Genomic DNA, 22,226 nt, shown 5'->3' with positions numbered 1-22,226 from the left:
CGAAGACTCCGAGCCCTTCGCTGCGATGGTTAGGCCATCAATGGATCAGAAGGCGGCTTCGTCGAGGTCCATGATGTCGTTGTCCAGGTTGGCCAGGATCGCGCGGGTCGCGGTCAGCTCGGGCAGGACGTTGCGGGCGAAGAACTGCGCGGAGGCGACCTTGCCGGTGTAGAAGGCGACGTCGGAGCCGGTGGCGCCGTTGTCGAGGGCGGCGAGGGCGATCTCGGCCTGCTGCAGCAGCTGCCAGCCGATGAACAGGTCGCCGACCGACATCAGGAAGCGGACCGAACCCAGGCCGACCTTGTACAGCTCGGTCGGCTGCTCCTGGGCGCCCATCAGGTGGCCGGTCAGGGTGGCGGCCATGGTCTGGACGTCCTCGAGCGCGGTGGCGAGCAGCTTGCGCTCGCCCTTGAGGCGCTCGTTGGCGGAGTCGGACTCCAGGAACTTCTGGATCTGGCCCGCCACGTGAGCCAGGGCGACACCGCGGTCACGCGCGATCTTGCGGAAGAAGAAGTCCTGCGCCTGGATGGCGGTGGTGCCCTCGTACAGCGAGTCGATCTTGGCGTCGCGGATGTACTGCTCGATCGGGTAGTCCTGCAGGAAGCCGGAGCCACCGAAGGTCTGCAGCGAGTCGGTCAGGTACTGGTAGGCGCGCTCGGAGCCGACACCCTTGACGATCGGGAGCAGCAGGTCGTTCACGCGGAACGCGACGTCCTTGTCGGCACCCGAGACCGCGAGGGCGATCTCTTCGGTCTGGTGGGCGGCGGTGTAGAGGTAGATCGCGCGCAGGCCCTCGGCGTACGCCTTCTGCATGGCCAGCGAACGACGCACGTCCGGGTGGTGGGTGATGCTCACGCGGGGCGCGGCCTTGTCGGTCATCTGGGTCAGGTCGGCACCCTGGACGCGGGTCTTGGCGTACTCCAGCGCGTTCAGGTAACCGGTCGACAGGGTCGCGATGGCCTTGGTGCCGACCATCATGCGCGCGTTCTCGATGACGTCGAACATCTGCGCGATGCCGTTGTGGATCTCGCCGACGAGCCAGCCCTTGGCGGGAACGCCGTGGCCGCCGAAGGTGACCTCACAGGTGGCCGAGGCCTTGATGCCCATCTTGTGCTCGACGTTGGTGACGAACACGCCGTTGCGGTCACCGTAGGTCTCGGTGTCGAAGTCGAAGTGGACCTTCGGCACGTAGAACAGCGACAGACCCTTGGTGCCAGGGCCGGCGCCCTCGGGGCGAGCCAGCACCAGGTGCATGATGTTCTCGAACAGGTCGTCGGAGTCACCCGAGGTGATGAAGCGCTTGACGCCCTCGATGTGCCACGAGCCGTCTTCCTGCTTGATCGCCTTGGTGCGGCCCGCGCCGACGTCGGAGCCGGCATCCGGCTCGGTCAGCACCATGGTGGCGCCCCAGTTGCGGTCGGCGATCTTGGCGGCCCACTGCTTCTGCTCGTCGGTGCCGTTGTTGAAGAAGACCTGGGCGAAGCCGGCGCCCGCGGCGTACATCTGGATGGGCGGGTTGGCGCCGAGCACCATCTCCGACAGGGCCCAGGTGATGGCGGACGGGGCACTCAGGCCGCCGAGCTCCTCGACGACGCCGACCTTGGCCCACTCGCCCTCTTCGAGCGCCTTGTAGGACTTCTTGAAGGACTCGGGCAGGGTGACCGCGTGGGTGTTCGGGTCGAAGGTGGGCGGGTTGCGGTCCGCGTCGGCGAACGACTCGGCCAGCGGGCCCTCGGCCAGGCGACGAACCTCGGAGAGCATCTCCTTGACGGTGTCGGTGTCCAGGTCACCGAAGGTGCCGGCATCGAGCAGCTTGTCGATGCCGAGGACCTCGAAGAGGTTGAACTCGAGGTCGCGAACGTTAGCCTTGTAGTGGCCCATGTGAGTACTCACTCTCCATTGAGTCTGGTGCGGTCGGTTGTGCGCCGTTCCCGCCCGTCTGACGTCCACCGGGGTAGCCTTGCCGGTTTTCCGCATGCTACTCGCGGGTAACTTACTGACCATATTACCGGTGGGTAATCGTCTCGGCAAAGGGGCTGGGGGCAATGTGACGTGAAAAACACGCGCGAGCGCGGAGATGTTGCTCGCCGCGGCGGCGGGGCTACCGTGAGGTGTGCGCATCGAGACGAGTGCCGGGCCCGCCGAGATCGAGCTCGACGAGGTCGCCGAGCCGGCCTTCCTACTGGTGATCACGCACGGGGCCGGTGGCGGTGTCGACGCGAAAGACATTCTGGCGGTGAGGGATTCGGCGGTCGCAGCCGGTGGAACGGTCGCTCGGGTCGTGCAGCCGTACCGGGTTGCCGGGCGGCGGGCGCCGGGCTCGGCGGACAAGCAGGACGAGGCGTGGCTCGAGATCGTCGCCGCGTTGCGTGATCGGTTTGCCGGGGTGCCGATTGTTCAGGGGGGTCGCAGCAATGGGGCCAGGGTGGCGTGCCGGACGGCCGTCGCGGTGGGCGCGCGCGGGGTGATCGCGCTGTCGTTCCCGCTGCATCCGCCCGGGAAACCGGAGAAGAGCAGGCGCGAGGAACTGCTCGCGCCCGGTGATATCGAGGTCGTGGTGATCAACGGTGGCAGCGACCCGTTCGGGGTGCCCGATGCCGCCGACGCGGCCGAGGTGACAGTGATTCCGAAGCAGGCGCATTCGTTCCGGACCGGATTCGACGTGATCGCGGCGACAGTGGAACCCTGGTTCGCCCGCTGGAGTTAGGCTTCGGCGGATAGCTTCGTCGAAGAGGCAGGGGGCACCATGAAAGCGCTCATCGTGTGCACGTCCAAGTCGCACGGCAACACCAGGAAGGTCGCCGACACCATCGGGTCGGTGCTCGACGCGCGGGTGGTCGACCCGGCGGAGATCAGCCCGGCCGAGCTCGCCGGGTACGACCTGGTCGGCTTCGGGTCGGGGGTGTACTGGATGGCGCTCGACGCGCGGCTGCGCGAGTTCGTCGACGGGCTGCCCGCCGGCGCGGGCCAGGAGGCGTTCGTCTTCGCCACCAGCGGGCTGCCCGAGCCGGGATTTCGCCCCTACCTGCGCAATCTCGGCGACCAGCTCGCCGGCAAGGGGTTCGAGGTGGTCGGTGGCTTCGCCTGCCGCGGGCTCGACACGATGGGACCGCTCGGGCTTGTCGGCGGGCTGAACAAGGGGCGGCCCAGCGCCGACGACCTGACCTCGGCGCGCGAATTCGCCGAACAGCTACGCGGACGCTTCGCCTGATTCCGGCAGGTCGCGTTCGGCGACCACCAGGGCGTCGATCGCGTCGGGACCCTCGGTCGGGCGCAGGACGGCGTCGGCGATGCGAATCGTGAGATGGTCGCCCGCCGCGCCGAGTTCGGCCCGGATGTCCTCGGGCGTGAACAGGATCGCCGGGTCCTGCGGGCCGCCGTAACCCTGGGTGAGGTTGCGGGTGTCGTGGCCGAGGACCAGGAGCATGCCGCCGGGGGAGATCATGGCGGCGAGTTCGCGCAGCAGGGCGCCGCGCCGCTCGGAGGGCAGGTGCACGAACACCATCAGGATCAGCTCGTACGGGCCGGTGATCCCGGCTGCGGTGAGATCGGTGATGTCGGCGCAGTGCCAGTTCACCCGGGAGCGGACCGAGCGGGACAGGCGCGCCGCCACCGTTCTGCCCTTGTCGATGCCCACCTGGGAGAAGTCGACGGCGTCGACGTGCCAGCCGTGGGTGGCCAGCCAGAGCGCGTGGCGGCCCTCGCCGCAGGCCAGGTCGAGTGCGCGTGGCAGCGGAGGCGGGGTGCCACCGGTTTCGTCGGGCAGGAGGGGGACGCGGCGATCGAGGCCGTAGACGTATTCGACCACCGTGCTGTTCGGCGGTGCGCCCCAGATCAATTCACTGTGGGCATAGCGCTGATCCCACTCCGCCGCGTCCATGCCTTGCAGTGTATGGGGGCGACGCTACAGCTGGGTACGCATCAGGACGACGTTGTACTGGGTGTGGATGGTCGTCATGAAGTAGAGGTCGCGGCCGGTTTGGTACGGGAAGATCGACGGGGCGTAGGCGGTGGGGAGTTCGCGGGCGTCGATCAGGACCTCGGGGGCGCTCCACGGGCCCGCCGGGGAGGGCGCGCGGCGCATCACCACGGAGTTGAACGGGTCGGTGGTCAGGGAGATGAACTGGCCGAGGTACTCGTTGTACATCACCGACAGCTCGCCGACGCCGCCCATGATGGGGGCCGCCGCGTTCACGTCGTTGAGCTTCCAGCCGCTGCCGTCCCAGTACTCGTAGGCGCCGAGGTTCTCGATCGCGGCTTCCGGGACGCGCGCGATGAACGCGTCGTTGTTGCGGCCCGAGCGGGTGCCGTACTCGTAGACGAAGCCGCCGTCCTTCAGGAAGGCGTTCATCTGGAAGTTGCTGTTACCGCCCTCGTCGGGGCGGCGGGTGTGGGCGAGATCGGCCCAGGTCTCGCCGTTGTCGGCCGAGGCGGCCAAGCCCGAGTAGCTCGTCGTCCACTCACCCGGCGCGTCCCAGGTCTTCACCGACATCAGCGACAGGTACTGCACGCCGTTGGCGGAGATGCCCGCGGTCGGGATGCGGCTGATCTCCAGGAACGGGATCTTCGGGCTGGGGATGAGATCGCGCGCCTGGCCGATGACATCGCGCACGACAGTGTCGAAGAAGATGCCGCCCGACGGGTCCTTGGTGTGGCTGCGGACCAGGATGTTGGACCGCCACGCCCAGGTGCTGCCCGCCAGCAGGTTCGGGAAGCCGATCCCGGCGGTGTCGCCGAAGGCGGTCAGCATCTCGCCGCGGCCGTTGTCCCACATGATGCCGAGGTCGGTGCCGAGGACGTTGTAGTTCTGGGTGTTGTTCGGGCTCGCCATGCCCGTGACCTGGAAGACGGCTTGCGTGCGCCCGTACAGCGCGGGCAAGCCGTGGGTGCCGTTGAGGACGGGAATCGGGTTGATCGCGTTCGGGTTCGCCACGGCTGGCGTCGCTCCGCTCACCAGCAAGGCCGTGGCACCCGCCAGTGCGGCCAGCAAGATGGGACCGGTCTTGTGCACGATCGTCGGCGCCTCCAGGTCACGCCGAAATGGGGGAGGCGCCAGCTTCAACTGTGCCGCGGACCACATTCCGGCTGATGGATGAATCGCAGCGATGTTAACAGTCAATCGGAGTGGAGTGGGCTACCTCGATTCGTGAGTCGGCATGAACAATTGTCCAATTGCCTGGCGCTAGCTACGAGTCAGTGCCTTACGCAGCAGCAATGGCACCTGGGCCGCGCGCTCGGCGGCGAAGGTCGCGCGGGAGTTCCGCTGCCAGGAGCGGTCGAAAAGGCGCTTGGCCGCGGCGACCGCGCGCGGATCGCGGGCGGTGATCCGGTCGGCGAGGATTTCCGCCGCCGCCTGTGGGTCGTCCGCGATGTCGGTGATCAGGCCGATTTTCCGAGCGTGCGCGGCGTCGACGGGGTCGGCGGTCATGGTCAGCAGCAGGGCCTGGTCGATGCCGATGAGCTGGGACAACGAGACGGCGCCCGACATGTCCGGGATCAGGCCGTGCGCGGCTTCCATGACCGAGAATTCCGCTGTCGGCGCGGCGATACGGAAATCTGCGGCGAGCGCGAGCTGCAATCCGCCGCCGAAACAGCGTCCGTGCACCGCGGCGATCACCGGAACGTCCAGGCGTCGCCAAGCCCAGCAGGCTTCCTGGAATGTGTTGGTGCCGCGCCACGGTCGCGGCAGGAATTCGCGGACGATAGCCAGAGGATCGCGGGTGGCGGCCGCGATATCGAGTCCGCTACTGAAACTCGGCCCGTTACCCCTCACGATGACGACCCGGGTTTCTTTGTGCTCGGCCACTTTTCGGGCCGCGGCGACAAGATCGCGCAGCATTTCCAGTGTGAGCCCATTGTGTTTGCCGGGCCGATTCAAGGTGATATATGCGCGGTCGCTCTCGAAGCGTGTGGTGATGTGGTCTCCCATGGGGTTATCTTACTCGCGAGTCAGTTAGGTGCGGTGGTTCGGTGTGGCCATGGGGACGGTGGTGCGGCATGATCCTCCACGGCTGCGCATCGGCCGATGCGCGTCGATCGAGAGGACTCGAGTAGTGCGAATCTGTCTGATCGCCGCGGCGCTGATCGCCGCGCCGATGCTTGCTGCGTGCGGAAGTGGCGACGACGCGCCCGCGGTCACCCAGGAGCAACTGTCGAAGTCGTTGCAGGACAAGGGGCTCAAGAACCCCGAGCTCGCCGACTGCGCGGCCAAGGTCTTCCTCGACTCGGGGATGTCGCAGGATGGGTTGCGGGTGATGGTGTCCAACTCGCAGTCCGGTGATCCGGCGAAACTGCTCGGTGAGGACGACGCGGCCAAGGTGAGCGCCGCCCAGTCGAAGATCGCCGCGGACTGCGTGCGTTTGGGTAGCTGAGGCTCGCGCGTATCGATCGCGCCGATTCAAACTCTCGTCGGGCTCACCTCGCCGGTGTTGCACTGAAAGCGCCGTCGACGAGGAGGAGCCATCATGACCACGGAGAGAATCGCCGATCAGGTCTCGTTCGCGTACTGGGTCCCCAATGTCAGCGGTGGGCTCGTGACCAGCGATATCGAGCAGCGGACCGGCTGGGATTTCGAGTACAACCGCAAGCTCGCGCAGACCGCGGAGCGCAACGGGTTCGACTACGCGCTCTCGCAGGTCCGCTACACCGCGTCCTACGGCGCCGAGTTCCAGCACGAGTCGACCTCGTTCAGCCTCGCGCTGCTCGGGGCGACCGAGCGGCTCAAGGTGATCGCGGCCGTGCATCCGGGGCTGTGGCATCCGGCTGTGCTGGCGAAGTTCGGGGCGACGGCCGACCATCTGTCCGGTGGCCGGTTCGCGATCAATGTCGTGTCCGGGTGGTTCGCCGGCGAGTTCCAGGCGCTGGGCGAGCCGTGGCTCGAGCACGACGAGCGCTACCGGCGCAGCGCCGAATTCCTCGAGGTGATCCGCAAGATCTGGACCGAGGACGCGGTGAACTACGGCGGCGACTTCTACCGGATCCGCGATTTCACCCTCAAGCCCAAGCCGCTCAATACCCCCGAGCGACCGAATCCCGAACTGTTCCAAGGTGGTAACTCCACCGCGGCCCGGCGCAACGGCGGCCGCTACGCCGACTGGTACTTCTCCAACGGCAAGGACTTCGACGGGGTCACCGAGCAATTGGACGATCTGCGCGAGGTCGCCAGGGCCAACGATCGCGAGGTGAAGTTCGGGCTCAACGGGTTCATCATCGCGCGCGACACCGAGAAGGAAGCCCGCGACACCCTGCGCGAGATCGTCGAGAAGGCGAACAAGCCTGCGGTGCAGGGATTCCGGGACGCGGTGCAGCAGGCGGGTGCGTCGACCGCGGATCGCAAGGGCATGTGGGCCGACTCGACCTTCGAGGATCTGGTCCAGTACAACGACGGTTTCCGCACCGGCCTGATCGGCACACCGGAGCAGATCGCCGAGCGGATCGTGGCGTACCGGGCACTCGGCGTCGACCTGATCCTGGCCGGGTTCCTGCACTTCCAGGAGGAGATCGAGTACTTCGGCGCGAAGGTGCTGCCGCTGGTACGTGAACTGGAGGCCGCCGCGACCCCGGTCGCGGCGGGACGCCGATGACGGTGGTGACCGCCGAGCGGATCGCCACGGCCGCACAGGCATTGGCGATCGCCGCCGAACTCGCCGATGAATTCGCCAGGGGCGCGGCCGAACGCGATCACGCGCGCCGGCTGCCGCACGAGGAGCTGGACCAGCTCTCGGCCAGTGGGCTGCTGGCGATCACGGTGCCCGCGGCCTTCGGTGGTGCTGATCTGCCGCCGAGTGTGGTCGCCGAGGTCTTCCGGACTCTGGCGGCGGCCGATCCCAATATCGCGCAGGTGCCGCACAGTCACTTCGTGTATCTGAACCTGTTGCGGCTGGCTGGAAGTCCCGCGCAGCAGCGGGAGTATTTCGGGCGGGTGCTCGCGGGTGCGCGGATCGCGAACGCGCAGTCCGAGCGGGGTGGGGCGAGTGTCGCCGAGATCGCGACGACATTGCGTCCGGGTGACGGGGGGTTCCTCGTCGAGGGGACGAAGTACTACTGCACTGGATCGCTGTTCGCCGATGTCCTTGCCGTACTGACCAGACTCGATGACCCGCAGGATGTTTCGGGCCTGGCGCCAGGCGAGTACGTGGCTTTTGTCGCCGCACTGGAACCAGGTGTTCGCATCGTCGACGACTGGGATGCTTTGGGGCAGCGCACCACCGGCAGTGGCACCGTCGAGTTCGATCGGGTTCAGGTGGGTCGGGAGCAGCTGGTTGCCCGGGCTGCCGCGGTGCAAGCGCCGACCGGATATGGGGCTTTCGCGCAGCTGCTGCACGCCGCCATCGACGCGGGTATCGCGCGTGGTGCGCTCGAAGCGGGCGCCGAGTTCGTGCGCACGCGGAGCAGGCCGTGGTTCGAGGCGGAGGTCGCGCATGCTGTCGACGATCCGCTGGTCGTGCAGCGGTTCGGGGAACTGGCCGTGTCGGTCGCGGCGGCGGAATCGTCGCTCTTTGTGGCCGGTGCGGCGGTCGACGAGGCGGTGCGCCCGGCGAGAGCGGCCGATGGGGCGCAAGGTCCGCCGGGACTGAGCAATGCGGCGCAGGGCCGGGTGGAAGAGACCGATGGGGCGCGAAATTCGGCAGGGCCGACCGACGGGGCGCTAGGACCGGCGAGGCTGACCGGTGCGGCGCCGGGCCCGGGTCATGACGCCGCGCAGGCCTCGATCGCGGTTGCGACGGCGAAGATACTCGCCGATCGAGCTGCGAACGAAGTGTCGGCGGCGATCTTCGAGGTGGGCGGCACCCGTAGTGCTGCCGCGGCGCATCGGCTTGACCACTACTGGCGCAATGCGCGCACCCACACCCTGCACGACCCGGTCCGCTGGAAGTACCAGCACATCGGGCGCGCGGTGTTGCAGGACCGTCCGCCGCCGCTACACGGCGTCATCTGAGCACCGGTCGATAAGAGAGTGAGGACATCCCCCGTGACAGTGACCGTTGTCGTCGGAAATCCGAAACCGGCCTCGCGCACCCTGGACGCGGCTGTGCGCGTCGCGCGGGCGCTGCGCCCCGCCGCCGAGCCGGAGGTGATCGACCTCGTGACCCTCGGGCCAGGGTTGCTCGGGTGGGGCGATCCAGCGGTGGCGAGTGCCGCGCGCACCGTATCCGCTTCGGAGCTGGTGATTTTCGCCAGTCCGACCTTCAAAGCCACCTACACCGGACTGCTGAAGCTGTTCCTCGAGCAGTTCGACGGTGGCACCGGGCTCGCCGGGGTGCTCACCGTGCCGGTGATGCTCGGTGCGGGGCCGGCGCACGCACTCGCACCGGACCTGCTGCTCAAGCCGGTGCTGGTGGAACTCGGCGGGACCGCGGCACTGCCCGGGCTCTACCTCGCCGACCGCAGCTTCGCCGAGGACGGCGTCATCGAGGCGTACGCGCGGCGCTGGGCACCCGTCGTCGAGGCACTGACCGACAGGCCCGTGGAGGCAACGAATCATGCATGAACTCTTGGACTTTCCCGCCGACGGCAACGGCCTGCGCCGCGCCTTCGCCAACTTCCCCAGCGGCGTCGTCGCGGTGTGCGCCGAGATCGACGGCACCCCACACGGTTTGGCGGTGAGCACCTTCGTCCCCGTCTCGCTCGACCCACCGCTGGTCTCGTTCTGCGTGCAGAACTCCTCGTCGACCTGGCCCAAGCTGGCCGCCGCTGGCCACCTCGGCCTCAGCCTCCTCGGCACCGACCAGCAGGCGGCCGCCAAGGCCCTCGGCGCCCGCAACGGCGACCGCTTCCGCGAAACCGCCCTGCACCGGGGCACCGGCGAAGCGGTCTTCATCGACGGCGCCACCGCCTGGATCGAAGGCGTCCCGGAAACCCACGTCCCCGCGGGCGACCACCTCGTCGTCCTCCTGCGCGTCAATCGCATAGCCGCCCGCGAAGACCTGGACCCACTCGTCTTCCACGCCAGCAAATTCCGCACTTTGCACACGGGCTGACCCCGGCCGCCTGATCGCGCAAGAACATGGGTAACTCACCGGGCACGGGCTACAGAAACCAGCCACCCCACCGCCGGCCGCGCACAAAAAAACTCCCCGCGCCTAGGTCTGGCCTAAATACGCGGGGAGGCGGAAGAGCCGATGACGGGAATCGAACCCGCGCTGTCTGCTTGGGAAGCAGAAGTTCTACCATTGAACTACATCGGCGTGCGTTCATCGAGCGCGTTCGCGACTCTATCAGACCGGCTGCTGTGCCGGTCAATTCTTTGTTCGGCTCCTGGTGCGTGGTCAGGCGTAGCGGTAGAGGACGGTGGCGGTGAGGGTGGCGGCGGACAGGACGAGGAACGCGGTGGGCTGGGCGAGCGCGTAGTCGCGGACGCGGAGGTGGGCGATGATGGCGCCCACGAAATAGAGGACAAGGCCCGCTGCCGCGGCGGCGCCGAGGGCGGGCAGGGCCAGGCCGCCGAGCAGGCCGAGGGAGGCGGCGCCGAGGACGGTGGCGATCGGCCACATCCAGGAGCGGGGGATGCCGACCTTGGCCGCGGCCGTGACCGGGACCGGGTGGCGGGTGTAGCCCATCCAGGAGCCGACGCCCATGATCAGGGCGGTGAGCACGGTCAGGGTGAGGTAGAACGCGAACATGGTTGGTCCTTTCGAGGTGCACCGCTCGCCGCGACCAGCAGCCAGGGCCGGGGCAGGCCTGCGGGCACCAGCGTTCGGTAGCGGGCGGGGGCGAGGAAGTGCGAGACCCCGGCCCCGACGAGGAACACGCCGAGAATCAGGGCTGCGATAGCGTGCATGGAGTGAGCATGGCGCCGGAGCAGCTGTGGCGGCTTGAACGAAACGATCGCCGAACGGTTTTCGCGTGCGGCGAGTCGACGGTGCTGTTCGCCGGGACCGGGGACGGTGTGGTGGGTGCGCATCGGCATCCGGCGTGGAAGCTCATCCTGCCGCTGGGCGACTATCCGGCCGAGGTCTACGGGGAGGCGGGGCGGGGGGAGTTGCCCGCTGTCGTTGTTCCGCCGCAGTGGAGGCATGCCTGCGAGGTGCCGGGCGGGTTCGTTCGGGTATCGCTCGATGCGCATCTGCTGGCGATGCGCCACGGGCCGATCGCGCTGTCGGCGCACAGCAAGCGGCGGCTCCTCGACGCGCTCGGTATGGGCGCCGATCTCGCGGCCGCGCCGGATCTGGCGGCGCTGCGGACGGAGGCCGTTGCCCTCGTCGGCGCCGGCGGCGGGCTCGATCCTCGGGTCGCGCGCGCACTGGACCAGGTGGACGACGCGGAGTCACTGACCGAGCTGGCGCTGTCGGTCGGACTGTCCGCGCCGCGGCTGCGCAATCTGGTGCGGGCGCAGCTCGGTGTGCCGCTGGCCAGGTTGCGGCGGTGGGACCGGCTACGGCGGGCCGTCATCGGATTGCCCGGCGGATCCGTGGCCGACGCGGCCGCCCGGGCGGATTTCGCGGATCAGGCGCATCTGACCAGGACCGCGCGCGAGCTGGTCGGGCGCACTCCATCCTCGCTGCTGATCTGATCGCGGACCACGCGTTCATCGGGTGGTTGCGGGCGCCCGATCCGAACGGAGGCGGAACGCGCTGCTCGCCGCCTCCCGGGGTGGGGCGGTCTACCTGCGGTGTCGGCTGCTTAAACTGGGCGCGTGCTGCTCTCCGATCGTGACATCCGGGCCGAGATCGCCGCTGGGCGGCTCGGTGTCGAACCGATGCTGGAGTCGATGGTGCAGCCGTCGAGCATCGATGTGCGGCTCGACGGGCTGTTCCGGGTGTTCGACAACAGTCGGTACACCCACATCGATCCGGCCATGCAGCAGGACGAGCTGACCAGTCTGGTCGAGCCGAAGCCGGGTGAGCCGTTCGTGCTGCACCCTGGCGAGTTCGTGCTCGGGTCGACGCTCGAGGTGTGCTCGCTGCCCGACGACCTGGCCGGGCGGCTCGAGGGCAAGTCGAGCCTGGGCAGGCTCGGGCTGCTCACCCACTCGACGGCGGGGTTCATCGACCCAGGCTTCAGCGGGCACATCACCCTGGAACTGTCGAACGTGGCGAACCTGCCCATCACGCTGTGGCCGGGGATGAAGATCGGGCAGCTGTGCCTGATCCGGCTGACCAGTCCGGCCGAGCACCCGTACGGCAGCGCGGCGGCCGGCTCGAAGTATCAGGGACAGCGCGGGCCGACACCGTCGCGGTCGTACCTCAACTTCCCCTTGCCGCCCGCCTCGCTCGACGCCGTCGAGACCCGCTGAGAGGTCAGCGACAGGGCAAGGTGCAGCACCAGCGACAGCGGCGGTAACACGTCGTCGCCGCTGGGCGGGCGCACCCAGTGACAGCCCTCGCGGCTCCATCGGCCCAGGCTGGTCGGCAGCATGACCGCGCTGCCGATGCCGGGGACGTCGATATCGAGGCCGCGCAGTTCGGTGGCCACGTCGTCAGGCGGCCTGGCGTCGGGGTCGGCGAGCAGGCTCCAGCGGATCTGCCTGGCCAGCACCGGCCCGGCCCTGCGTTGCTCCCGTAGCGCCGCCAGCACCAACTCGGCTCGCGTGGTCGGCAGGTGCACCACGCAGAGCCGATCGGTAATCGGCAGCATCACGAAGCCACCGCGCTCGCGAACGGGTAGCCCGAATTCGCGCTGGTAGCAAGACACCCAGTCATCGACAGTTCTGGCTTCCACCCTTCCAAGGATCCCGGGTGCGCGCGCTCGCGACCACTGCCCCGCACCGCCCTTTCACTGCCTCAGGCAACCGATTCCGCGAAGCTGTGGCGTGTCTCACTGTCGCACTCGTACTCTGGAGTCAGTTGTCCGTCTCGAAAGGTGACGCCGTGGTCGGGGAGTGGACAGGCAGAGAGGCCAGAGCTCTTCGCGATGCCAAACGAATGAGCATCCGGGAGTTCGCGGCTCATCTCGGCGTGCACGAACGGCTGGTGTCGAAGTGGGAGGCCGGTGGCGAGCGCGTGCGCCCGCGGCCGGTGAATCAAGCCGCGCTCGACACGTCGCTGGCTCGCTCCGACGACGTGGTCCGCGCACGTTTCTCTACTCTTTTGGCGCCCACCGGCGCCGACGCCGACCTGCTCGCCTTCGTCGACGCCGGTGCGGTCAAAAGCGCTGTGCCCGAGATGATGTCGGAGAGGGAGTTGATCATGGCGGCTGCGCACGAGGCCAGCGAGCACGCGGCCGCCGCGGAGAGCACCAATGTCGGCGCGACGACGCTGGCCCAGCTCGACGCCGACGTCCGGCGCATCGCCAACGAATACGTGCACGCCGCGCCGGCGCCGATGATGGTGGAGATGCTGCGGGTGCGGCGCCGGGTGTACCGACTACTCGACGGGCAGCAGAAGCCGGTCGACACCAGTCACCTCTACCTGCTCGCGGGCACACTGTCGGGTCTGATGGCCAACGCGAGCACCGACCTCGGCTACCTCGACGCCGCGGGCGAACAGATCAGGGCCGCTTGGGCTTACGCGGAACTCAGCGGCCACAACGGCTTACGCGCGTGGACCAGGGGCATGCACGCCCTCATCGAGAACTGGTCGGACCGGCCGCGCAACGCCGTCCAATTGGCGCGCAGCGGACAGGAATTCGCGGGCCTGGGGCTGGCCAAGGTGCGGCTGCTCAATATCGAGGCCAGGGTGTGGGCGCGGCTCGGCAGCGACACCGAGACCGACCGTTGCCTGCGCGCGGCCGAGGCCGTGGTGAGCGACCGGCGCGACGAACTGCACGACGAGATCGGCGGCGTGTTCGGCTTCGGCGCGCCGAAGGCCGCCTACTACGCGGGCGCCACCTGCATCCAGCTCGGCCGGGCCGAACAGGCGCTGGCCGCCACCGAACGCGCCATCACGCTGTACTCGACCGGCCCCGCGCTGCAACGCTCCTACGGCGCGGAATCCCTGGCCCGGGTCGACAACGCCGCGGCCCACCTCATCAACGGCAGTATCGACGGCGCCGCCGACGCCCTGCGCCCTGTCCTCGGGTTGCCCGAGGATCGCCGCATCGCCCAGCTCGGCGAGCGGCTGGTGGGCGTCCGGCGCCGCATCGCCGCGCCCGCCTACCGCGATGCCTTCGAGGCGCGCCAGCTCGACGAGCGGATCGAGGAATTCTGCGGCGCCACCGCCGCCGCGGGCCTGCCACCAGGCAGATGAGGGGCGGTGCCGCGAAAACCGGTTTGCGGCGGATGGCACCATGGACCGGGTGAGTCCTCAAATCCCGCATGTGCCGCCGCGCGTCCTCGAGCAGTCGAAGAAGCTGCAGGACGTGGTCTACGAGATCCGTGGGCCGGTACACGCACAGGCGGCACGCCTGGAGGCCGAGGGTCATCGCATTCTCAAGCTGAACATCGGCAATCCGGCGCCGTTCGGGTTCGAGGCGCCCGATGTGATCATGCGCGACATGATCGCGGCGCTGCCGTACGCGCAGGGGTACTCCGAGTCCAAGGGCATCCTGTCGGCCCGGCGCGCGATCGTCACCAGGTATGAGCTGGTGCCCGGGTTCCCCGAGCTCGACGTGGACGACGTCTACCTGGGCAACGGCGTCTCCGAGCTGATCACCGTCACCATGCAGGCGCTGCTCGACAACGGCGACGAGGTGCTGATCCCGGCGCCGGACTACCCGCTGTGGACGGCCATGACCAGCCTCGCAGGCGGTACCCCGGTGCACTACCTGTGTGACGAGTCGAACGGCTGGCAGCCCGATATCGCCGATATCGAAGCCAAGATCACCGACAAGACCAAGGCTCTGCTGGTGATCAACCCGAACAATCCGACGGGTGCGGTGTACTCGGCGGAGGTGCTGCAGCAGATCGTGGACCTGGCGCGCAAGCATCGGTTGCTGCTGCTGGCCGACGAGATCTACGACAAGATCCTCTACGACGACGCCAAGCACGTCTCACTGGCCTCGCTCGCGCCCGACCTGCTGTGCCTGACGTTCAACGGCCTGTCCAAGGCGTATCGGGTGGCCGGGTACCGGTCGGGCTGGCTCGCGATCACCGGACCGAAAGAACACGCCGCCGGTTTCCTCGAGGGCATCGACCTGCTCGCCTCGTCGCGACTGTGCCCGAACGTGCCGGCGCAGCACGCCATTCAGGTGGCGCTCGGCGGGCATCAGAGCATCGAGGACCTGATCCTGCCCGGCGGGCGGCTGCTCGAGCAGCGCGATGTGGCGTGGGAGCGGCTCAACATGATCCCGGGTGTGTCGTGTGTGAAGCCCCGTGGCGCGCTGTACGCGTTCCCGCGTCTGGATCCCAACGTGCACGAGATCCACGACGATGGAAAGCTCGTGCTGGATCTGCTGCTGCAGGAGAAGATCTTGATGGTGCAGGGCACCGGGTTCAACTGGCCCGACACCGATCATCTGCGGATCGTGACGCTGCCGTGGGCGCGGGATCTGGCGGTGGCGATCGAGCGGTTCGGCAATTTCTTGTCCAGTTACCGGCAGTGAGTGCTCACCTGTCAGGGTCTTGACCTGTGAGTTTCATAGGGGCTGGGCAACCTGGTCATCTGGATAGGGGGACCAAAACAGACTCGGGGTTCGGAATCTTGGAGTTTTTAGAGATCTACTAGTGCAAAAGTCCAGCTTTTGTGTACAGTGGTCCTCGGCGCTTCGGCGCCCGGCCCGGTTGTCTACCCCCCCTGGACAACCGAGAGCCTCAGGTACGCGCGCCTACCCCCCTGGGCGCCTGCCTGCGGGCGGCGGAGACATCCCCCTGCTCTCCGCCGCCCCCACAAACCCGCCTCTCCGCGAATCTAGGCCAGACCTAGGCGCGGGGAGGTTTTGTGTTTGCGGCCGGCGGTTGGGGGGTTTGGTCGGGGTAGCCCGTTCCCGGTGAGTTACCCATGTTCTTGCGTGATTGGTGGGTTGAGTCGGGTCGTTCTTGAAAACGAGATCCTTTAAGCTCTGCCGGTGAGCGATCATCATCACCACCATCATCACGATCATTCAGGGCCTATCGCTATCAGTGCTACGGCGGCGAAAGTTGTTGTGGGGCTGCTTGCGGTCATCGGGGTGGTGGTGTTGGTTGCGACGGTGATTCTGTGGCCCAGCGCGCAGCACGTCGAGATCCCGTTGCCTATGCAGACCGCTACCGGGGAGGCGGTGCATACCGAGGCGGGGACTGTGGTGTTGCAGGACATCGGGCCCTGTGGGAGTCCCTCGCAGGGCAAGGTGTTCAGCGACAAGCCCGAGCCGCCGCGGACGGGGGCCTATACGTGTCAGCGGAGCATTGTCGAGTTGCGGTCGGGGCCCGACAAGGGGGACAAGACGCTGTTCGAAATCGCGCCGGGGCCGGGGCAACCCGATCTGCGAGCCGGTGACAGGATCCGGGTCGTGCGGGCCGAAGATCCGAGCGGCGCCACCCTGTACGCGTTCGAGGACTACTCGCGCGGGCTGCCGTTGCTGCTGATCGTGCTGGCGTTCGTCGTCGTCATCTGCGTCGTCGCGCGGTGGCGCGGGTTCAGGGCGCTGATCGGGCTGCTCTTCGCGTTCGCCGTCGTCGTCGTGTTCCTGCTACCCGCGCTGCTCGACGGCAAGCCCGCGATTCCGGTCGCGCTGGTCTCGGGAGCGCTGATCCTCTACGTGGTGCTCTACCTCGCGCACGGGGTGAATCTGCGGACCAGCTCCGCGCTGCTCGGGACGCTCGCCTCGATGCTGTTGGCGGCCTTCCTGTCGTGGCTGACGCTGGAGGTCACCAACCTCACCGGCCTGTCCGAAGAGCAGAACACCAACGTGGCCACCTACCTTCAGCACGTCAGCATCACCGGACTGCTGCTGGCCGGGTTCATCATCGGCTCGCTCGGCGTGCTCAACGACGTCACCATCACCCAGGCCTCGGCCGCCTTCGAACTCGCCGCGCTCGACGAGGACGCGTCCCGGCGCGAGATCTTCACCGCTACCATGCGCGTCGGTCGCGACCACATCGCCAGCACGGTCTACACCCTGGTGCTCGCCTACGCCGGTGGCGCACTGCCGCTGCTGCTGCTGTTCAGCGTCGCCGGGCGATCCATCACCGACGTGCTCACCGGTGACGCCGTCGCCATCGAGATCACCCGGTCCGCGGTCGGCGGTATCGCGCTCGCGCTGTCGGTGCCGTTGACCACCGGCATCGCGGTGCTGCTCGCCCGGCCGTTCGGCGCCAAGCCGGTCGCGGTGGCGCCGCAGCGTGCCAGGCACGCAAGGACCTGAGCTACTGGTCGGGCGGCGGGAAGCCCGGCAACACCACCGGCGGCAGCGTCGGCACCACGATCGGCGGCAGGCCCGGCACCACGGTGAAGGTGTTGGGGCCCTGCGTCGGCGAGGCCGAGGTGGTCGGCTGGGCACCCTGCTGACGGGTGGGCGGCGCGGCCACGGTCGCGTGCATCGCGTCCGTGGTCGGCGCCGCGGCCGAGGTCGGACCGGCCATCGAGGGACGCGGCGAGGTCGTCGCGGGGACCGCCTGCGGACCGTCGCTGGAATTGCCGCGCTCGAGCACCTCCGGCCCGTAGCCGAGGCCGAGACCGATCGCGGCGACCACCACCAGCGAACTCACCGTCAGCACGGCGGCATTCAGCTCGCGGCGGTTGTGGCCGCGGCTGGTCAGCGCACTGAGCGGACGACGGCGGGCCGGTGCGGTCAGCCATGCCGGGGTCGCGTCCTCGGCGTCACCGATCGGGGCGGCCGGTGGACCGACCGGCGCCTGCTGCACCTGCGCGGGACGGGCCAGCAGTGCCGCGCCGCGGGCCAGTGCCGTCTCCGGCTCGGCGGGCACGATCACCGGAACGCCGATCGTGCGTTCCAATACCCGCGCGATCAGCGGAATCCGGGCGCCGCCGCCGATCACCATGATCGCCTGCACCGGATGCTGCGCGCGGATGATGACATCGCGGGTCATCCGCGCCGACGACTCGATCGCCAGCATCATCAGCGCTTCGAAGTTCTCCTGGGTGAGCAGCACCAGGCCCTGCTCGCTGGGCAGCGCCACCGCGTTGTTGCTCGACAGCTGTTCCTTGGCGGCCCGGCACAGCGCGTCCAGCGCGGCCAGCCCCACCGGATCGGCCGGATGTGCGATCCGGCCGGAGGCGATCTGCTGTTCCCTGATCAGCGAATCCAGGTAGTCGCCGCTGATGTCACTGATCCGCTCGCATTGGTATACGTCGCTGGTGCGGGCGTTGATCGCGCTCACGGTGAGACCCGAACTGCCCAGGTCGTAGACCGCCAGCGTGGACACCTCGCGCATGTCGCTGGTCGCGTGCGCGAAGTGCACGGCGGCAACGGCTTCGGGGACCAGCTGATAGTTGGTGAGCTGGCGGCGCGCCATCGCGGCCCTGATCGCCCTGGCCTGCCGATCGCTGCGGAAGGTGACCGTAGTGGCGGTGACCTCGGGCGATGCGGCCAGCGCCTGGGCGATCGTCTCGGCCGCGGACTCCTCGGCCTGGTGCTCCGGCATCGAAATGGTGTGCAGCTCGAACGAATACGGGGGGACGAACCCGTGGGGGCCACCGTGCTGTGGGCGTGCGAGGCGCACCGTGCCGGCCCCCACCGATACTCCCAATACCGCACTCATCAGCTGCCCATCTCGTTCCTACTGCACGACATGCGGAGCCTGCGTACTCGGATCTATGGTCCGGCAGCCCCCGCTTGGATCGCCACTCTACGGGGTGCCGAGTCCGGCGTACACCCACCCGGCTTCCCGCCAGGTAGCGCGGTCAAGGCAATTACGGCCGTCGATGATCGAACGGGACCGCACCACCGGGTCCAGATCGGCCGGTGTCAACGCCGTGAATTCGTTCCACTCGGTCAGGACGAGCACCACATCGGCGCGATCGCACGCCTCCGCGACCGAGGTGGCGTAGTTCAACGTCGGGAACACCCGGCGCGAATTCTCCACCGCTTTCGGGTCGTACACGGTGACGACCGCGCCGTGCAGCTGGATCATCCCGGCCACGTTCAGCGCGGGCGAATCGCGCACGTCGTCGGATTCCGGCTTGAACGCGGCGCCGAGGACCGCCACGTTCGCGCCGAGCAGCGAGCCGCCGCAGGCGCGCGCGGCCATGTCGACCACCTTGGTGCGACGGCGCATGTTGATGTTGTCGACCTCGCGCAGGAAGGCAACGGCGTGGTCGGCGCCCAGCTCGCCGGAGCGGGCCATGAAGGCGCGGATGTCCTTGGGCAGGCAGCCGCCACCGAAACCCAGTCCGGCATTGAGGAATCGGCGGCCGATCCGGGCGTCGTAGCCGAGGGCGTCGGCCAGCATCGTCACGTCGGCGCCGGTCGCCTCGCAGACTTCGGACACCGCGTTGATGAACGAGATCTTCGTCGCCAGAAAGGCATTCGCGGAGACCTTCACCAATTCGGCGGTGGCCAGGTCGGTCAGCAGGAAGGGGATCTCGGCGGCGATCAGGTCGGCGTAGATCTCGCGGATCTGCTGCTCGACCCAGCCCGAACGTTCGCGGCTGTGGTCGAGGCCGAGGACGAGGCGGTCGGGGCGCAGGGTGTCCTGCACGGCGAAACCCTCACGCAGGAACTCCGGGTTCCAGGCGACCTCGACGTCGACATTCGCGGCCGCGCGGGCCCGATCGCCCAGCGCCGCGGCGGTTCCCACCGGGACCGTCGACTTGCCGACGATCATCGCCGGGCGTTCCAGCATCGGGGCGAGGGTATCGACCACGGCGTGTACGTATTTCAGGTCGGCGCCGTACTCGCCCTTCTTCTGTGGTGTGCCGACCCCGAGGAAGTGCACGTCGGCGTGGGCCGCCGCGTCCTCGTAGTCGGTGGTGAACCGCAGCCTGCCCGCGGCGAGGTTGCGTTGCAGCACCTCGTCCAGGCCCGGTTCGTAGAACGGCACCACACCGTCGGCCAGTTTGGCCACCTTGCCGGGATCCACATCCACCCCGACCACATCGTGCCCCAGCTCGGCCATACACGCGGCATGCGTGGCCCCCAGGTACCCCGTTCCGAAGACTGTGCATCGCATGCTTCTGTTGGTAAGCCGCGCGCGTGGCTACGCCGCGTCAGCGAGGCAAGAGCGGGCGCAACATCTGGTGTACAGGGGGAAACGCGGGATCGGGTTGTTGCTGTACAGGGCTTCCACCTGCGGTGATGTGGTGGCGGTCGGTGCGGGGTTCGGATCGTCGGCCTGCATTCCGGCGAACCGCTCGGCTCGCGGGAGATCCGGCATAGTCGTGCAATCGGCGTCTTCGTAATCAGATATCTGACTGGGCGAACGCGAATTGCACGATTACGCCGGACCGGTGGAGGTCACTAGCATTCGCGTATGCGCCGGATGCTGTTCGCCACTGGTGGATTGTCGGTGTTGATCGCGGTGGTCGCGCTGTGGCCGGTCTATGTGCGGCCGCAGACCGACGAGCCGGCTCGCGCCGACGCGATTCTCGTCCTCGGCGGGGCACACGACGGCCGCGAACAGCTCGGATTACGCCTGGCAGCCGAGGGGTACGCACCCCGCGTCCTCATCTCCAACCCCTACGAGCACAGCCCGATGGTCAACCGGATCTGCCACGGCGGTTACAGCTTCGACGTCTTCTGCTTCGACCCCAGCCCCCGCACTACGCTCGGCGAAGGCCGCGAGCTGGCCCGCCTCGGTGCGAACTGGGACCGCGTCATCGTCGTCACCTTCACTCCCCACGTCTCCCGCGCTCGCTACATCCTCGGCAAGTGCTGGTCCGGCGAAGTCCTCTTCGTCGACCCGAAACCCCACCTCTCACCGGCCCGCTGGGCCTGGGACTATGCCTACCAATCCGCGGGATACGCCAAGGCCTTGTTCGCGGATTGCTGATCGCGCACCGCGCACCGCGAACACCGGTTCCTCGTAACCGGCAGTCACAGTGGGTTTCCTGGCCCAAGGTTCGCGGAGTTCTACGCGAAGGGCGCCCCGCCGAATTCCGGCGGCGGCTGGTGCGTGACCGGATTGCAGCGGCGCGCTGGTGTGTGGCGACAACCTGGGGATAGACAGCAAAGAGGCGCGGATTCCGGGAATCCGCGCCTCTTTGTTTGTTCAGTTGTCAGTTCTTGCGGCCGGGGGCCTTTGCGCCGGACTTGAAGCCGAGGCCGCCGGGCTTGGCGGTCGGCGGGGCTACCGGCGGGGTGCCGTTGCCGTTGCCGTTGGTGGGCTCGGCCTTGGGGGCCGATTCCGCCGCGGGGGCTTCCGGTTCGGCCGGAGCTTCCGGTGCGGCCGGGGCCGCGGCGCCGGGGGCCTTCGGGCCGGGGCGCTTGAAGCCCGACTTCATGGCCAGACCCTTGGCGGCCACCGTCGGCTTGGTCTCGGTGGGGGCCGAAACCGGGGCCGCGGCGGGAGCTTCGGCGGCGGGGGCCGCTTCCGCTGCCGGGGCGGTCGCAGCTGCCGGGGCGGCGGGAGCCTTCGCGCCCGGAGCCTTGGCGCCCGGAGCCTTGGCGCCACCCTTGAGGCCGAGGCCCTTGACCGGCGGGGCTGCCGGGGCGGGAGCGGCTTCGGCGGGAGCGGCGGCTTCGGCGGGAGCGGCCGGAGCCTTCGCGCCGGGGGCCTTCGCGCCACCCTTCATGCCGAGTCCGCCGCCGGGTGCCTTGGCGCCGCCCTTCATGCCAAGACCCTTGACCGGTGCCGCGGGAGCCGCGGTCTCGGCGGCCGGTGCCGCTTCGGCTGCCTTCGCACCCGGAGCCTTCGCACCGCCCTTCATGCCGAGTCCGCCACCGGGTGCCTTGGCGCCACCCTTCATACCCAGACCCTTGGCCGGAGCCGCCTCGGCGGCCGGTGCGGCTTCGGCGGCAGGCGCCTTCGCACCCGGAGCCTTGGCAGCACCCTTCATGCCGAGTCCGCCGCCGGGTGCCTTCGCGGCACCCTTCATGCCCAGACCACCACCGGGTGCCTTGGCGGCACCCTTCATCCCGAGGCCACCACCGGCAGGCGCGGCCTTCGGCGCGGCTTCGGTCGCGACCTCGGCGACCGGAGCCGGTTCCGGTTCGGGCTCGGGTTCCGGCTCGGCCTTGGGTTCCTGGACGACGAGCAGGTTCGCCGACAGTTCGGCGGGGTCGATGCGGGTGATCGAGTCCAGCATCAGCTGCGAGACATCGACGACCTCGACACCCTCACCCAGGCCCTGTTCCTGACGGGCGGTGACACCGTCGTTGAGCATGACCCGGCAGAACGGGCAACCGGTCGCGATCTTGGTCGGGTTGGTCGACAAAGCCTCGTCGACACGGTCGACGTTGATGCGCTTGCCGAGCTGTTCTTCCATCCACATCCGGGCGCCACCGGCACCACAGCACATCGACCGCTCGCC

22 protein-coding genes and 1 tRNA gene are annotated in these 22,226 nt (G+C 68.5%); 13 read left to right on the top strand and 10 right to left on the bottom strand.

What is annotated here, in order from left to right; genetic code table 11:
• Positions 1-45 precede the first annotated feature (45 nt).
• Positions 46-1,881 carry an acyl-CoA dehydrogenase gene (locus ACFWF2_RS27915; RefSeq protein WP_379310422.1) on the bottom strand — a complete coding sequence of 612 codons (1,836 nt, stop codon included), beginning with the start codon at positions 1,879-1,881 and terminating at the stop codon, positions 46-48.
• A gap of 232 nt (positions 1,882-2,113) precedes the next feature.
• On the opposite strand from ACFWF2_RS27915, the gene ACFWF2_RS27910 reads away from it, so the two are divergent.
• Both ACFWF2_RS27910 and ACFWF2_RS27905 read left to right on the top strand, forming a co-directional pair.
• Positions 2,114-2,707 carry an alpha/beta family hydrolase gene (locus ACFWF2_RS27910; protein ID WP_379310420.1) on the top strand — a complete coding sequence of 198 codons (594 nt, stop codon included), beginning with the start codon at positions 2,114-2,116 and terminating at the stop codon, positions 2,705-2,707.
• 39 nt (positions 2,708-2,746) lie between these two features.
• The gene (locus tag ACFWF2_RS27905) at positions 2,747-3,211 is read left to right on the top strand and encodes a flavodoxin family protein (RefSeq protein ID WP_379310419.1); all 465 of its coding nucleotides are present in this window, start codon (positions 2,747-2,749) and stop codon (positions 3,209-3,211) included.
• On the opposite strand, the gene ACFWF2_RS27900 is transcribed toward ACFWF2_RS27905, so the two are convergent.
• From ACFWF2_RS27900 to ACFWF2_RS27890, 3 genes are all read right to left on the bottom strand, one after another.
• Positions 3,191-3,880: a class I SAM-dependent methyltransferase gene (locus ACFWF2_RS27900; protein WP_379310418.1), complete on the bottom strand. Its 690-nt coding sequence runs from the start codon at positions 3,878-3,880 to the stop codon at positions 3,191-3,193. The genes ACFWF2_RS27905 and ACFWF2_RS27900 overlap by 21 nt on opposite strands.
• Before the next feature lie 24 nt (positions 3,881-3,904).
• The gene (locus ACFWF2_RS27895; protein ID WP_379310417.1) at positions 3,905-5,011 is read right to left on the bottom strand and encodes a DUF4185 domain-containing protein; all 1,107 of its coding nucleotides are present in this window, start codon (positions 5,009-5,011) and stop codon (positions 3,905-3,907) included.
• 171 nt (positions 5,012-5,182) lie between these two features.
• Entirely contained in the window at positions 5,183-5,929 is a 747-nt protein-coding gene (locus ACFWF2_RS27890) for a crotonase/enoyl-CoA hydratase family protein (protein WP_379310416.1), read from the bottom strand.
• A gap of 124 nt (positions 5,930-6,053) precedes the next feature.
• Between ACFWF2_RS27890 and ACFWF2_RS27885 the strand changes: the two genes are divergently transcribed.
• The 5 genes from ACFWF2_RS27885 (at position 6,054) to ACFWF2_RS27865 (ending at position 9,980) form a co-directional block, all read left to right on the top strand.
• Positions 6,054-6,371 (top strand): hypothetical protein, encoded by a 318-nt coding sequence (locus tag ACFWF2_RS27885; protein ID WP_379310415.1) that lies wholly within the window; start codon positions 6,054-6,056, stop codon positions 6,369-6,371.
• A gap of 93 nt (positions 6,372-6,464) precedes the next feature.
• Positions 6,465-7,583 carry a dimethylsulfone monooxygenase SfnG gene (gene sfnG, locus ACFWF2_RS27880; RefSeq protein WP_379310414.1) on the top strand — a complete coding sequence of 373 codons (1,119 nt, stop codon included), beginning with the start codon at positions 6,465-6,467 and terminating at the stop codon, positions 7,581-7,583.
• The gene (locus tag ACFWF2_RS27875; RefSeq protein WP_379310413.1) at positions 7,580-8,938 is read left to right on the top strand and encodes an acyl-CoA dehydrogenase family protein; all 1,359 of its coding nucleotides are present in this window, start codon (positions 7,580-7,582) and stop codon (positions 8,936-8,938) included. Before sfnG ends, ACFWF2_RS27875 begins: the two co-directional genes overlap by 4 nt.
• Positions 8,939-8,971: 33 nt before the next feature.
• A complete protein-coding gene (locus ACFWF2_RS27870) occupies positions 8,972-9,490 on the top strand; it encodes an NADPH-dependent FMN reductase (protein WP_379310412.1) in 519 nt (172 codons plus the stop codon).
• Positions 9,483-9,980 carry a flavin reductase family protein gene (locus tag ACFWF2_RS27865; protein WP_379082325.1) on the top strand — a complete coding sequence of 166 codons (498 nt, stop codon included), beginning with the start codon at positions 9,483-9,485 and terminating at the stop codon, positions 9,978-9,980. Before ACFWF2_RS27870 ends, ACFWF2_RS27865 begins: the two co-directional genes overlap by 8 nt.
• A gap of 136 nt (positions 9,981-10,116) precedes the next feature.
• Here the strand turns inward: ACFWF2_RS27865 and ACFWF2_RS27860 are convergent.
• Positions 10,117-10,187: transfer RNA gene (locus ACFWF2_RS27860), tRNA-Gly, on the bottom strand.
• Between the two features lie 81 nt (positions 10,188-10,268).
• Positions 10,269-10,622: a DoxX family protein gene (locus ACFWF2_RS27855; RefSeq protein WP_379310410.1), complete on the bottom strand. Its 354-nt coding sequence runs from the start codon at positions 10,620-10,622 to the stop codon at positions 10,269-10,271.
• 167 nt (positions 10,623-10,789) lie between these two features.
• On the opposite strand from ACFWF2_RS27855, the gene ACFWF2_RS27850 reads away from it, so the two are divergent.
• Both ACFWF2_RS27850 and dcd read left to right on the top strand, forming a co-directional pair.
• Complete coding sequence (locus ACFWF2_RS27850) at positions 10,790-11,512, top strand: helix-turn-helix domain-containing protein (RefSeq protein ID WP_379310421.1); 723 nt, start codon at positions 10,790-10,792, stop codon at positions 11,510-11,512.
• 123 nt (positions 11,513-11,635) lie between these two features.
• Positions 11,636-12,235 (top strand): dCTP deaminase, encoded by a 600-nt coding sequence (gene dcd, locus ACFWF2_RS27845; RefSeq protein ID WP_189034433.1) that lies wholly within the window; start codon positions 11,636-11,638, stop codon positions 12,233-12,235.
• On the opposite strand, the gene ACFWF2_RS27840 is transcribed toward dcd, so the two are convergent.
• The gene (locus tag ACFWF2_RS27840) at positions 12,148-12,660 is read right to left on the bottom strand and encodes a hypothetical protein (RefSeq protein ID WP_379310409.1); all 513 of its coding nucleotides are present in this window, start codon (positions 12,658-12,660) and stop codon (positions 12,148-12,150) included. The two genes, dcd and ACFWF2_RS27840, sit on opposite strands and share 88 nt — an antisense overlap.
• Before the next feature lie 203 nt (positions 12,661-12,863).
• Between ACFWF2_RS27840 and ACFWF2_RS27835 the strand changes: the two genes are divergently transcribed.
• The 3 genes from ACFWF2_RS27835 to ACFWF2_RS27825 all read left to right on the top strand — a co-directional run bounded on the left by ACFWF2_RS27835 (position 12,864) and on the right by ACFWF2_RS27825 (position 17,160).
• Positions 12,864-14,126, top strand: coding sequence for a helix-turn-helix domain-containing protein (locus tag ACFWF2_RS27835; RefSeq protein WP_379310408.1), 1,263 nt, complete (start codon positions 12,864-12,866; stop codon positions 14,124-14,126).
• A 40-nt stretch (positions 14,127-14,166) separates the two neighbouring features.
• Positions 14,167-15,420 (top strand): pyridoxal phosphate-dependent aminotransferase, encoded by a 1,254-nt coding sequence (locus tag ACFWF2_RS27830; protein WP_379310407.1) that lies wholly within the window; start codon positions 14,167-14,169, stop codon positions 15,418-15,420.
• A 462-nt stretch (positions 15,421-15,882) separates the two neighbouring features.
• Positions 15,883-17,160: a YibE/F family protein gene (locus ACFWF2_RS27825; protein WP_379310406.1), complete on the top strand. Its 1,278-nt coding sequence runs from the start codon at positions 15,883-15,885 to the stop codon at positions 17,158-17,160.
• A gap of 1 nt (position 17,161) precedes the next feature.
• Here the strand turns inward: ACFWF2_RS27825 and ACFWF2_RS27820 are convergent, their stop codons facing one another.
• Both ACFWF2_RS27820 and ACFWF2_RS27815 read right to left on the bottom strand, forming a co-directional pair.
• Entirely contained in the window at positions 17,162-18,400 is a 1,239-nt protein-coding gene (locus ACFWF2_RS27820) for an Hsp70 family protein (protein WP_379310405.1), read from the bottom strand.
• A 204-nt stretch (positions 18,401-18,604) separates the two neighbouring features.
• A complete protein-coding gene (locus tag ACFWF2_RS27815) occupies positions 18,605-19,927 on the bottom strand; it encodes a UDP-glucose dehydrogenase family protein (RefSeq protein WP_379310404.1) in 1,323 nt (440 codons plus the stop codon).
• 300 nt (positions 19,928-20,227) lie between these two features.
• On the opposite strand from ACFWF2_RS27815, the gene ACFWF2_RS27810 reads away from it, so the two are divergent.
• Positions 20,228-20,746, top strand: a complete 519-nt coding sequence (locus ACFWF2_RS27810; protein WP_379310403.1) for a YdcF family protein — start codon at positions 20,228-20,230, stop codon at positions 20,744-20,746.
• Positions 20,747-20,972: 226 nt separating this feature from the next.
• Here the strand turns inward: ACFWF2_RS27810 and ACFWF2_RS27805 are convergent.
• On the bottom strand, positions 20,973-22,226 hold a 1,254-nt coding region (locus ACFWF2_RS27805; RefSeq protein ID WP_379310402.1), incomplete at its 5' end, for a heterodisulfide reductase-related iron-sulfur binding cluster.

It is taken from the genome of Nocardia sp. NPDC060259, assembly GCF_042728775.1.
In the GTDB taxonomy this organism is placed as follows: Bacteria; Actinomycetota; Actinomycetes; order Mycobacteriales; family Mycobacteriaceae; genus Nocardia.
Note: the sequence above shows the minus strand (reverse complement) of the source record. Positions and strands in the feature narration are given on the sequence as shown.